Consider the following 11,911-nt stretch of genomic DNA (forward strand, 5'->3'; position numbering starts at 1 on the left):
GACCACCTAGTCCGTCAGATCGTCCCACATTTCCTTGATGCGGCCGAAAAAGCCCTGGCTCGCCGGGCATTCCTCGCCGGTCTCGGTCTCGCGGAACTCGCACAGCAGTTCCTTCTGCCGCGCGCTGAGCCTCGTCGGCGTTTCGACGTCGATCTGGACGACAAGGTCGCCGTGACCGCGGCCATTGAGCACCGGCATGCCCGCGCCGCGCTGACGCAGCTGCTTGCCCGACTGGATGCCCGCCGGAATATTGATGTCATGCTTCTTGCCGTCGAGCCCGGGAATGGTGATTTCGCCGCCCAATGCCGCGGTGGTGAAGCTGATCGGCGCGCGCGTGAACAGCGTCGTGCCCTCGCGCTCGAACACCTTGTGCCGCGCCATGTGGAGGAAGATGTAGAGGTCGCCCGGCGCCGCGCCGCGCGCGCCGCTCTCGCCCTCGCCCGCCAGGCGGATGCGCGTGCCTTCGTCGACCCCGGCGGGGATGTTGACGGTCAGCGTCTTGCGCCGGTCGACGCGGCCTTCGCCGTGGCACGAATTGCACGGGTCCGCGATCACCTCGCCCGCGCCCTGACAGGTCGGGCAGGTGCGCTCGACCATGAAGAAGCCCTGCTGCGCGCGCACCTTGCCGTGGCCGGCGCAGGTCGAGCAGCGGTTGGTCGCGGTGCCGGGCTTCGCGCCCGATCCGTCGCACGTCTCGCAGCGCGCGGCGACGTCGACCTCGATCTCGCGCGTGATGCCCGAAAAGGCGTCCTCGAGCCGGATTTCCATGTCATATCGCAGGTCGGCGCCGCGCGCGGGGCCGCGCTGCTGGCGCCCGCCGCCACCGAAGGCCGAACCGAAGATCGATTCGAAAATATCGCCGATGTCGCCGAAGTCGGCATTGCCGTTGCCGCCGAAACCGCCGCCGCCGTTGACGCCCGCCTTGCCGAAGCGGTCGTAGGCGGCGCGCTTCTGCGGGTCCTTCAGGCAGTCATAGGCTTCGCTGATCGCCTTGAAGCGCGCTTCGCTGTCGCCGCAGCCCGGATTCTTGTCGGGGTGATATTTCATCGCGAGCTTGCGATAGCTCGCTTTCAGCGCCGCATCGTCGGCGGTGCGCTCGACTTCCAGCAGTTCGTAATAATCGATGTCGAGCGACATAATCCAAAAGCCCCCTCAACTCCGCCGCACCCATGGGGGCGCGGCGGAGAGAGTTTCATTCTTACTTCTTGTCGTCTTCGACTTCCGAGAATTCGGCGTCGACGACGTCTTCGTCGGTCTTCGCCGCGCCGGCATCTTCGTTGGCGCCGGGGGATGCGGCCGACTGCTGCTCCTTCTCGTAGATCGCCTGGCCGAGCTTCATCGCGACCTGCGCGAGCGCGCCGGCCTTTTCGGTCATCGCGGCGGCATCGCCGCCTTCGACCGCGGTCTTGGCTTCGGCGATCGCGGCTTCGATCTCGGACTTGAGGCCCGCGTCGACCTTGTCGCCATGTTCGGCGATCTGGCGTTCGGTCGAGTGGATCAGGCTTTCGGCGTTGTTCTTCGCCTCGGCCGCCTCGCGGCGCGTCTTGTCCTCTTCGGCGAACTGCTCGGCGTCCTTGACCATCTGGTCGATGTCCGCGTCGCTGAGCCCGCCCGAGGCCTGGATCTTGATCTGCTGTTCCTTGCCGGTGCCCTTGTCCTTGGCGTGGACCGACACGATGCCGTTGGCGTCGATGTCGAAGGTCACTTCGATCTGCGGCACGCCGCGCGGTGCGGGCGGAATGCCGACGAGGTCGAACTGGCCGAGGATCTTGTTGTCCTGCGCCATTTCGCGCTCGCCCTGGAACACGCGGATCGTCACCGCCGACTGATTGTCGTCGGCGGTCGAATAGACCTGCGACTTCTTGGTCGGGATCGTCGTGTTGCGGTCGATCATCTTGGTCATGATGCCGCCTAGCGTCTCGATGCCGAGGCTCAGCGGGGTCACGTCGAGCAGCAGCACGTCCTTGACGTCGCCCTGCAGCACGCCCGCCTGAATCGCGGCGCCGATCGCGACGACTTCATCGGGGTTCACGCCGGTGTGCGGTTCCTTGCCGAAGAAATCCTTCACGACTTCGCGGACGCGCGGCATGCGCGTCATGCCGCCGACGAGCACGACTTCGTCGATCTCGCTCGCCGAAATGCCGGCGTCCTTGATCGCCTTCTTGCACGGTTCGAGCGTGCGCTTGACGAGGTCTTCGACCAGCTTTTCGAGGTCCGAACGCGTGATCGTCTTGACGAGGTGCTTCGGCCCGTTGGCGTCGGCGGTGATGAAGGGCAGGTTGACCTCGGTCGTCGCGGCCGACGACAGTTCGATCTTCGCCTTTTCGGCGGCTTCCTTCAGGCGCTGGAGCGCGAGCTTGTCGCCGCGCAGGTCGATGCCTTCGTCCTTCTTGAAGCCGTCGGCGAGATATTCGACGAGCTTCGAGTCGAAATCCTCGCCGCCGAGGAAGGTGTCGCCGTTGGTCGACTTCACCTCGAACACGCCGTCGCCCACCTCGAGGATCGAGATGTCGAAGGTGCCGCCGCCCAGGTCATAGACGGCGATCGTCTTGTTCTCGGTCTTGTCGAGGCCATAGGCGAGCGCGGCCGCGGTCGGCTCGTTGATGATGCGCAGCACTTCGAGGCCCGCGATCTTGCCGGCGTCCTTGGTCGCCTGGCGCTGCGCGTCGTTGAAGTAAGCGGGAACGGTGATGACCGCCTGCTCGACCTTTTCGCCGAGATAGGCCTCGGCGGTTTCCTTCATCTTCTGAAGGATGAAGGCCGAAATCTGCGACGGCGAATAATCTTCGTTGCCCGCCTTGACCCACGCGTCGCCGTTGCTGCCCTTGACGATCGTGTAAGGAACCAGCTCGGTGTCCTTCTTGGTGATCGGATCGTCGAAGCGGCGGCCGATCAGGCGCTTCACGGCGAAAACGGTGTTTTCGGGGTTGGTGACGGCCTGGCGCTTCGCCGGCTGGCCGATCAGGCGCTCGCCATCCTTCGCAAAGGCGACGATCGACGGGGTCGTGCGCGTGCCTTCGACATTTTCGATAACCTTGGGTTTCCCGCCTTCCATCACCGCGACACAGCTGTTCGTGGTGCCGAGGTCGATCCCGATCACTTTGGCCATTGATAATACGTCCTTGTTGCTTCTTTCGGCGCCCTGAAAAGGCACGCCGTCCATGGGTTTTGATGGGGGCGATATAGGTGCGCTTTGCCTTGGCACAAGGGTTTTGACCGCGTATCTGGAAATCCGAAATATCGCGTTTTTACGGAGTCCTCCCAAAATGAAACCCTTTGCACTTGCCGCTCTCGCCGTCGCCGCGCTCAGCTTGACCGGCTGCGGCGAAAATCTCGGCGCCGGACAGCCGCTCAATGTGGTGAGCGGCCATATCGTGATGGGGGCGACGGCGGACCGCCCGGCGGTCGGCTATTTCCGCGTCGAAGGCGGCCCGCGCGACGTCGAGCTGGTCGCGGTGACCAGCGACCTCGCGCAGCGCGTCGAGATGCACGAGAGCGTGCGCGAGAATGGAATGATGACGATGAAGCCGCTGCTCCGCGCCGCGGTCCCCGCCAAGGGAGAGCTGGTGTTCAAGCAGGGCGGCAAGCATTTGATGATCTGGGGGATCAACGGCGCCGCGGTGCGCGCGGGCAAGCTGCCGATGGCGTTCGTCTTCACCAACAACAATAATGAACGCATCCTCTTCGACATGGTGATCAAGCCCGCCGAAGGCAGCGCAGACGCGGCCGATCATGGCGCGATGGATCATGGGTCGACGGAGAAGGGCGCCGAAACGGCGGCGCCGGACGCGGCGAAGAAATAAGCGCGGGTGCCGCGCCCGTCGCGACCGCTGACGGCTGGCGAGATCGCGCTCGCGCGGACGGTGTTCGGCGACGCGATCGCCTATGACCGCGTCCGGGTGAATCACCATAAATGGATTTTCTTCCAGCCGCGCCACATCGTGATGGCGCCGATGGGCAGCCTGCACTTCAATCCGCACGGCGACCTTTATTGCGAGGATTTCGGCGCCGCATCGCAGCGGCTCAAGGGGCTGTTCATCCACGAGATGACGCATGTGTGGCAGGCGCAGACGCGCGGGCGCTGGTATCTGGTGCTGATGCGCCATCCCTTCGCGACATACGGTTACAGCCTCAAACCCGGCTGGCCGCTCGCCCGCTACGGGCTTGAGCAACAGGCCGAGATCGTGCGCCATTATTGGCTGCTGACGCAGGGCATGACCATCGGCGGCGCGCCGGGGGTTGAGGCCTATCGCGCGATCTTGCCTGCTTCGTGGCACGCGGCGTGATGGCCCGTGAGAAATAGCGACTAGCCAGACGGACCGTGTTCGTCCTATGTTCCGCTCATGGATGGAAGCTCGCTCGTCGCCGCCCTTATTGCCCTTGCCATCGGCGCGCTGATCGGCTGGCTTTTCGCCGGCCGGCAATCGGGCGGGCTCAAGGCCGAGCGCGACGGGCTTTCGGAGCGGTTCAAGAGCGCGGTGACCGATCTTGCGGCCGAGGCCGAGGCGCGCAAGGCGGCCGATATCCGGCTCGCGGCGCTGCTCAGCGAGCAAAAGGCGCGCGACGCCGCGCACGATGTGCAGATCGCGCAATTGAAGGACGCGCAGGCGGCGCTCACCGCGCAGTTCCGCGAGGTCGGGCAGACGATGCTCGGCGAGGCGCAAAAGGCGTTCCTCGAACGCGCCGATGCGCGATTCCGGCAGAGCGAGGAGACCGCGGGGCAGAATCTGAAGGCGCTCCTGTCGCCCGTCCACGAGCGGCTGCAGAAATATGAGGAAGCCGTCGGCAAGGTCGAGGCCGAACGCCGCGACGCCTTCGGGCTGCTCCACGGTCAGATCGCCGCGATGCGCGAAGGCACCGAACGCGTGTCGAGCGAGGCGGCGAAGCTCGTCAACGCGCTGCGCAACGCGCCGAAGGCGCGCGGGCGCTGGGGCGAACAGCAGCTTCGCAACGTGCTCGAAAGCTGCGGGCTTTCCGAACATGCCGATTTCCAGACCGAGGTCAGCGTCCAGGATGGTGACGGCGGCCGGCTGCGCCCCGACGTCGTCGTCAAGGTGCCCGGCGGGCAGAGCCTCGTCATCGACGCCAAAGTCTCGCTCAACGCCTATCAGGACGCCTTCGGCGCGATCGACGAAAGCGAGAAGGTCACGCATCTCGCCGCGCATGCCGCGGCGATGCGCGCGCACGTCAACACGCTCGGCGCCAAAAGCTATTGGAACCAGTTCGACGACACCCCCGACTTTGTCGTGATGTTCGTTCCCGGCGAGCATTTCCTCGCCGCCGCGCTCGATCAGGACCATGAGCTTTGGGACTATGCGTTCGAGCGCAAGGTGCTGCTCGCGACCCCGACCAACCTCATCGCGATCGCGCGCACCGTCGCGGCGGTGTGGCGGCAGGAAAAGCTCGCGGGGCAGGCGCGCGAAATCGCGGCGCTGGGCAAGGATCTTTATGCGCGCATGTCGGTGATGGGCTCGCACATCGCGCGCGTCGGCAAGAATCTCGATCAGGCGACGGGCGCGTACAACGCCTTCGTCGGCAGCTTCGAAAGCCAAGTGCTGACGCAGGCGAAGCGGTTCGAGGCGCTCGACGTCGAGACCGGCGGCAAGGAAATCCCGTCGCTCCCCGTCGCCGAACAGGCGGCGCGCCCGCTCGCGAAGCTGGCGCCGGCGGCGGTCAACGACGGCGATTGAACGCAGATAAATCGTCGCCCCCGCGGAGGCGGGGGCCGCTAGCGGCTTACGCGACGCCGCCGAGTAAGGCCGCAGGCGGCCCCCGCCTCCGCGGGGGCGACGGTTTTAAATCACCCGCTTCAGCACCGTCGTCTGCCCGTCGCTTCCCGTCAGGATCAACGTCCCGTCGGTCGGGAAGGTCAGGCTCACCGGGCCGCGCATCAGCGCGAAAAAGGCGTTTTCCTGCGTCATGCCCGCGCCGGGGCACGCCATCTTGGTCGCCATCAGCGGCCCGGCGGTCAGTGTTCCGTCGGCGAGAGAATAGCCGCCCGAAAACCGGTTGCAGCCCGCGCTGCCGCTCAGCCGGTCAGCTTCGAAGGCGAGCGCGGTCGGGCGATCGGCCGCAACCGGAACCCCGCCGATCGACACGAAGCTCCAGTTGGTTCCCGCGAGCTCGGTCGGCGGCAAGATCCCGCCGCCGCAGCCCTTCACCGTCTTGCCGTCGGCGACGACCGTCACCGTGTCGCGATAGCGGCGGTCGCTCATCCCGTCGCTGCATTCGCCGCGCGTGACCTCGACCTTCAGCCGATCGGTCACATAATGTTCGCCGTTCGCCACAGCGCGCGCGCCGGGGTTCGGCACCATGATCTTGGTCTCGCCATAATCGCCGTCGTAATTGAGCCGCGACGGCGTGATCTCGAGCGTCCAGCCGGGTTCGGTGCCGAGCGCCATATAGGCGGCGGGCGGTTCGCCGGGGCCTTGCGGCATGTCACCGGCGGGCGCGCAGGCGGCTAGGGCGAGCGCGGACGTGAGGGCGGGCGGGGCAATTCTGATCATGCGGCGTCTCCTATCGCGGCGGGACTGATCGACCGATGAACGAGGGGTGGTGGCTATCGGTTCCGCCGCTGGTTCAGCACCTCATAGGCCATCACCGCGGTCGCGACCGCCGCGTTGAGGCTGTCGGCCTTGCCCAGCATCGGCATCTTGACCCGCATGTCGGCGGCGGCGGCATAGGCGGGGGGCAGGCCCTGCGATTCATTGCCGGTGAGGATGAAGGTCGGCGCGGCATAGCGCGCCGCCTGATAATCCTCGGTATCGTCGCCGAGCCAGGTCGCGACGAGCTGGCCGGATCCCTGCCGCAGCCAAGGGAGAAATTCCTCCCAGCGCGCGACCACCAGCTTCTGCGTGAAGATCGCCCCCATGCTCGCGCGCACCGCCTCGACTGCATAGGGATCGGTGCTGTCATCGAGCAGGATCAGCCCGCCCGCGCCGACCGCGTCGCCGGTGCGCAGCATCGTGCCGAGATTACCCGGATCGCGCAGCCGCTCGGCGACGAGCCAGATCGGGGCCGCGGCGCGGTCGAGATCGGCGAGCGTCGTCTGCGGTTCGGCGTAGATGCCGACGACGGTCTGCGGATTATCCTTGCCCGACAATTTGGAGAGGATCGCGCCCGTCGTGTCGATCACCTCGCCCCCCGCCGCCATCGTCGCGTCGGCCAGCGCCTTCGCCAGCGGATGCGCCGCGCCCTCGGGGCCGAGAAACAACCACTGCGGCAGCACGCCCGCCTCGCGCGCTTCGGTCGCGATGCGCAGCCCTTCGGCGAGGAACAGGCTCTCGGCGCGGCGATGGCGCTTCTCGCGCAACAGCCGCATCCGCTTGACTAGCGGATTGGAGAGGCTTTCGATGGTAGAACGGCGACCGGTCATGCGGTCAGTCTTCGCCGAAGCTGTCCTTGACCAGCCCGACCAGCTTGAGCAGCGCCGCGTCGGCGCCGTCGCCCTTCGTATGGATCGTGATCGAATCGCCCTTGGCGGCGCCGAGCATCATCAATCCCATGATCGAGGTGCCGTTGACGCGGCTGCCGCCCTTTTCGACCTCGACCGACACGCTTTCGGGCAGGCGGCTGACGAAGGTCACGAATTTGGCGCTGGCGCGCGCGTGGAGGCCGCGCTGATTGGTGATTTCGACCGTCTCGCTATTTTCGTTCAAGGGCCTACTCCCAGCATCTCCGATGCGACCGAAATATATTTCTGGCCCGCTTCTTTCGCCGCGATCACCGCGGCGCGCAACTCCATCGTCTTGCGCGCGCTTTCGAGGCGGATCAGCATCGGCAGGTTGACGCCGGCGATCACTTCGGTGCGCCCGGCTTCGAGCAGGCTGATCGCGAGGTTCGACGGGGTGCCGCCGAACAGGTCGGTCAGCATCACGACGCCGCGGCCTTCGTCGACCTTGCGAATCGCGTCGGCGATTTCCTTGCGGCGCATTTCCATATTGTCGTTGGGGCCGATGCACACCGTCGCGATGGCCCTTTGCGGACCGACGACATGCTCCATCGCGCGCACCATTTCCTCGGCGAGGCGGCCGTGGGTGACGAGCACCATTCCCAGAAGCGGCAAAGCCTTATCGTGCGCCATGCAGTCGTCGACCCTTATATGTTGCCGCCGGATGCGGGAGACGCGGGCGGGGGCCTGCCCTCAAGCCCATCTTGCGGGGCGGAGTCAAGATTGCGGTGGGTCAACGCTGGCTCATATCCGGACTCGCGCAGCGTTTGGGCCACCCGCGTCGCGACGTGGACCGAGCGGTGCCGCCCGCCGGTGCAGCCAAAGGCGATGGTGACATAGCTTTTGCCCTCGGCGCGGTAGCGCGGCAGCAGCGTCAGGATCAGCCGCTCGATCTGCGCGACACTATCCTCATAGGCGGGGTCGGCGATCACATAGGCGGCGACGTCGGCATCGAGCCCGGTCCCGGGCTTGAGCTTCGGGTCCCAATGCGGATTGCGCAGATAGCGCATGTCGAACACCAGGTCGGCGTTGCGCGGCAGGCCGCGCGCGAAGCCGAAGCTCAATATGTTGAGCACCGGCTCGCCGTCGTCCGCGGCGGCGAAGCGCTGGCGGATTTCCTGCTGCAAATCGTTGCTGCTGTAATTGGTCGTGTCGACGACATGCTCGGCCCAGCGGCGGAGCGGCTCCATCATCTCGCGCTCGCGCGCGATTCCGTCGGCGGCGGGGCGGTCCTCGGCCATCGGGTGGCGACGGCGCGTTTCGGAAAAGCGGCGCTCGAGCTCGGCGCCCGCGCAATCGAGGAACAGGGTCTGGATGTCGCGGCGGCCGCTTTCACGCAATTCCTTGATCCGCCGGACGAGCAGGGCGGGGCGGAAGCCGCGACTCCGGCTGTCGATGCCGATCGCGAGCGGGCGCCCCGCTTCGCCGGGCTTGACGGGGGCGTCGATCAGCGTTTCGAGCAAGGCGAGGGGGAGGTTGTCGACGACCTCCCAGCCCAGATCCTCGAGCACCTTGAGCACGGTCGACTTGCCCGCGCCCGACAGGCCGGTGACCAGCAGCAGCCGCGATTCGACATCCTGGCTCATGCGGCGGGCGCCAGCTGTTCGAGCGCGAGCAGGATCTTGATCGGCGCCGACGCCTCGAACGCCGACAAGAGCAGCGCGGGAAGCGGGTGGCCCGCAACCGTCTCGACCTGCCCCACCGCGGGCATGCGGTCGTAACGGTCGGACAGCCGCACCGCGAGCGCGAGCGGCACCGGTGCCGTCCACGGCCGCTCGATGATCCCGATTCCACGCACTTCGAGCTTGCCGGCGAGCGTCTCGGGCGGGCGGCACCACAGGCGGCCGCGCTCGAACCAGATATCGCAGCGATCGTCGGCGACCAGCCGGGCGCCGCGATCGATCAGCCGCAGCGCGAGGTCCGATTTGCCTTGCCCCGAATTGCCGAGAATCAGGACGCCGCCATTGCCCGCCGCGACGCAGCTGGCGTGGATGTTGACGATTTCGGTTCTGGTCCGGCTCGGAAGCATGGCGCAAGGCTTACCGGCGCCGAAGCGGGGCCGCAAGGCGATAGGATGCGCGCGGTCAGCTCGCCTCCTGCCCTCCGTCGCGCGCCGGCAGGGTGATCAGCAGGCTCGCGCCGGGACTGCCGTCGTCGCGATCCTTTGCGCTGATCGTCCCGCTGTGCCCTTCGACGATCGTCCGCGCGATCGCGAGGCCGAGGCCGCTGTGACGGCCGAACGCCTCGCCCGCGGGCCGCTCGCTGTGAAAGCGGCGAAAAATCGCGTCGCGCTGCGCCGGTTCGATCCCGGGGCCGTCGTCGTCGACCTTCACATGCACCTCGTCGCCGAGCAGGGTCGCCGACACACAGACGAGGCCGTCGGCGGGTGAGAAGCTGATCGCATTGTCGATGACATTGTCGATCGCCCGCTCGAGCCGGTGGCCGTCGCCCATCACGACGGTCGTCCCCTTGCGCGGGCGCGCGAAGGCGACGCGCGGGTGCGGTGTGCCCGCCTCGACGCGCGCGGCGCGGGCGGCGAGCATCGATTCGATCATGATGCCGACGTCGACGGGTTCGAATAGCGTGCGCGACAGCTGGGCATCGACGCGACTCGCCTCGCTGATGTCGCTCACCAGCCGGTCGAGGCGGCGAACGTCCTCGTCGGCGATGCGGAGCAATTGCGCGCGCTGCTCGTCGCTCTTGACGCGGCCCAGCCCCTCGATCGCCGAGCGGACCGAGGCGATCGGATTCTTGAGTTCATGCGTCACGTCGGCGGCGAAATGCTCGCCCGCGTCGATGCGCTCACGAAGCGCTTGCGTCATATCCGACAGCGCGCGCGCCAGCGTGCCGATCTCGTCGCGGCGGCTCGGCAGGCGCGGGACGACGACTTCGCGCGCGCGGCCGAGCCGGACGCGGACCGCGGCGCGCGCGAGGCGGCGCAAGGGGCGGACGATCGTGCGCGCGAGGAAGAGCGAGAGCAGCACCGACGCCATCAGCACGACGAGGATGACCACCGCGAGGCGGAAGCGTTCGGCGCGCACCGTCCGCGTGATGTCGCGCGCGTTGAGCGTCATCAGCACCGTCTGCGGCGTTTCGAGTTCGACGACGCGCGCGGCGCTAAGCAGCGGCGTGCGCTCGGGCGCATAGCGGAAGCGGCTGGCCGCGAGGCCGCTTTGCTGCGCCTCGACGACCTCGGGCCACGACCGCGCGCGGTCGTCGCGCGGTTCCTCGAAATCGGGATAGCTCGGCGCGCCGACGATCCAGTCGATGCCGCGATCCATCGCGCGCGCGGCGTCGCGTTTCCACGGCTGCAGCTCGGGATCGCGCAGCGTGTAGGTCGGCGGTCCGCTCGCGAAGCTGTCGGAGACGCGCCTTCCGTCGGCGCCATAGAAGCGCAGCCGCGATTCGGTCGCCTTGGTGAATTCGCGGATCAGGGTGGCGCGCTGGTCGGGGCGTGCTGCCTCGAGCGCGCTGTCGAGCATCGCGAGCTGGTCCTTCATCACCTCGATCCGCGTGTCGACCAGCCGGCTGCGATAGGTGTCGAGATAATAGAAGCCACCCGCAAGCAACGCGACGGCGAGGATGTTGACCGCGAGGATGCGCGTGGTCAGTGACCAGCGCGCCGACCAGACGAGCGGCGATTCCTCCTGCTCGGCGATGCTCGCGTCGGCTTTCAGCCGGTCGTGTTTCCGGGCCTCAGCTTTCATCGGCAAAGCGGTAACCCGCGCCATAGAGGGTCGCGATCGCGTCGAATTCGGGATCGACCTCGCGGAACTTGCGGCGCAGGCGCTTGATGTGGCTGTCGATCGTGCGGTCGTCGATATAGACGTCGTCCTGATAGGCGGCGTCCATCAGCTGGTTGCGGCTGCGTACGACCCCGGGGCGGCTCGCGAGCGTTTCGAGGATCAGGAATTCGGTGACGGTCAGCGTCACATCCTTGCCGTCCCAGGCGACCTTGTGCCGCGCGGGGTCCATGCTCAGCCGCCCGCGCGTGATCGGCTCGGCGACGGGCTCGTCGTCGTCGCTCGGCGCGCTCCGGTTGAGCTCGACGCGGCGAAGGATGGCGCGGATGCGCGCGATCACCAGGCGCTGAGAGAAAGGCTTGGCGATATAGTCGTCGGCGCCCATCGCGAGGCCCAGCGCCTCGTCGATCTCGTCGTCCTTGCTGGTCAGGAAGATGACCGGAAGCTGGCTCTTCTCGCGCAGCCGGCGCAGCAGTTCGAGCCCGTCCATCCGCGGCATCTTGATGTCGAAGACGGCAAGGTCGGGCGGATTGTCGATCAGCGGCTTCAGCGCCGCCTCGCCGTCCGAATAGACGCGCGTGACGAATCCTTCGGCTTGCAGCGCGATCGACAGCGATTGCAGGATATTGCGGTCGTCGTCGACCAGCGCGATGGTTGCCGTCATGCTCTTTCCATTGGGCGGGCTCCAGGGGAGCGATTAGCCTATCCGGCGTTCAGC

General features: G+C 67.0%; 13 protein-coding genes. 3 read left to right on the forward strand and 10 right to left on the reverse strand.

Annotation, left to right across the window (positions count from 1 at the left end; translation table 11 throughout):
• Window positions 1-6: 6 nt before the first annotated feature.
• Window positions 7-1,137: a molecular chaperone DnaJ gene (dnaJ, locus tag VFG17_RS04010; RefSeq protein WP_325028171.1), complete on the reverse strand. Its 1,131-nt coding sequence runs from the start codon at window positions 1,135-1,137 to the stop codon at window positions 7-9.
• A 61-nt stretch (window positions 1,138-1,198) separates the two neighbouring features.
• A complete protein-coding gene (dnaK, locus tag VFG17_RS04015; protein WP_325028172.1) occupies window positions 1,199-3,109 on the reverse strand; it encodes a molecular chaperone DnaK in 1,911 nt (636 codons plus the stop codon).
• Between the two features lie 157 nt (window positions 3,110-3,266).
• Between dnaK and VFG17_RS04020 the strand changes: the two genes are divergently transcribed.
• From VFG17_RS04020 to VFG17_RS04030, 3 genes are read left to right on the forward strand one after another with little or no spacing between them, the layout of a single operon-like run.
• Window positions 3,267-3,803, forward strand: a complete 537-nt coding sequence (locus VFG17_RS04020) for a copper chaperone PCu(A)C (protein WP_325028173.1) — start codon at window positions 3,267-3,269, stop codon at window positions 3,801-3,803.
• Window positions 3,804-3,809: 6 nt separating this feature from the next.
• The gene (locus VFG17_RS04025; RefSeq protein ID WP_325028174.1) at window positions 3,810-4,286 is read left to right on the forward strand and encodes a vgr related protein; all 477 of its coding nucleotides are present in this window, start codon (window positions 3,810-3,812) and stop codon (window positions 4,284-4,286) included.
• Between the two features lie 57 nt (window positions 4,287-4,343).
• Entirely contained in the window at window positions 4,344-5,690 is a 1,347-nt protein-coding gene (locus VFG17_RS04030; RefSeq protein WP_325028175.1) for a DNA recombination protein RmuC, read from the forward strand.
• Between the two features lie 105 nt (window positions 5,691-5,795).
• Here the strand turns inward: VFG17_RS04030 and VFG17_RS04035 are convergent, their stop codons facing one another.
• From VFG17_RS04035 to VFG17_RS04070, 8 genes are read right to left on the reverse strand one after another with little or no spacing between them, the layout of a single operon-like run.
• Window positions 5,796-6,506: an META domain-containing protein gene (locus VFG17_RS04035; protein WP_325028176.1), complete on the reverse strand. Its 711-nt coding sequence runs from the start codon at window positions 6,504-6,506 to the stop codon at window positions 5,796-5,798.
• A 53-nt stretch (window positions 6,507-6,559) separates the two neighbouring features.
• Window positions 6,560-7,375, reverse strand: a complete 816-nt coding sequence (locus VFG17_RS04040) for an RNA methyltransferase (RefSeq protein WP_325028177.1) — start codon at window positions 7,373-7,375, stop codon at window positions 6,560-6,562.
• A gap of 4 nt (window positions 7,376-7,379) precedes the next feature.
• Window positions 7,380-7,658, reverse strand: coding sequence for an HPr family phosphocarrier protein (locus tag VFG17_RS04045; RefSeq protein ID WP_037555414.1), 279 nt, complete (start codon window positions 7,656-7,658; stop codon window positions 7,380-7,382).
• Window positions 7,655-8,083 carry a PTS sugar transporter subunit IIA gene (locus VFG17_RS04050; protein ID WP_325028178.1) on the reverse strand — a complete coding sequence of 143 codons (429 nt, stop codon included), beginning with the start codon at window positions 8,081-8,083 and terminating at the stop codon, window positions 7,655-7,657. The genes VFG17_RS04045 and VFG17_RS04050 overlap by 4 nt, the downstream gene beginning before the upstream one ends.
• A 14-nt stretch (window positions 8,084-8,097) precedes the next feature.
• The gene (gene rapZ, locus VFG17_RS04055; RefSeq protein WP_325028179.1) at window positions 8,098-9,036 is read right to left on the reverse strand and encodes an RNase adapter RapZ; all 939 of its coding nucleotides are present in this window, start codon (window positions 9,034-9,036) and stop codon (window positions 8,098-8,100) included.
• Window positions 9,033-9,479, reverse strand: coding sequence for an HPr kinase/phosphatase C-terminal domain-containing protein (locus tag VFG17_RS04060; RefSeq protein ID WP_325028180.1), 447 nt, complete (start codon window positions 9,477-9,479; stop codon window positions 9,033-9,035). The genes rapZ and VFG17_RS04060 overlap by 4 nt, the downstream gene beginning before the upstream one ends.
• Before the next feature lie 55 nt (window positions 9,480-9,534).
• The gene (locus VFG17_RS04065) at window positions 9,535-11,157 is read right to left on the reverse strand and encodes a stimulus-sensing domain-containing protein (protein WP_325028181.1); all 1,623 of its coding nucleotides are present in this window, start codon (window positions 11,155-11,157) and stop codon (window positions 9,535-9,537) included.
• Window positions 11,147-11,857, reverse strand: a complete 711-nt coding sequence (locus VFG17_RS04070) for a response regulator transcription factor (RefSeq protein ID WP_325028182.1) — start codon at window positions 11,855-11,857, stop codon at window positions 11,147-11,149. The genes VFG17_RS04065 and VFG17_RS04070 overlap by 11 nt, the downstream gene beginning before the upstream one ends.
• Window positions 11,858-11,911: the final 54 nt, after the last annotated feature.

The sequence above is a fragment of the Sphingopyxis sp. genome (assembly GCF_035686825.1).
Taxonomy (GTDB): Bacteria; Pseudomonadota; Alphaproteobacteria; order Sphingomonadales; family Sphingomonadaceae; genus Sphingopyxis.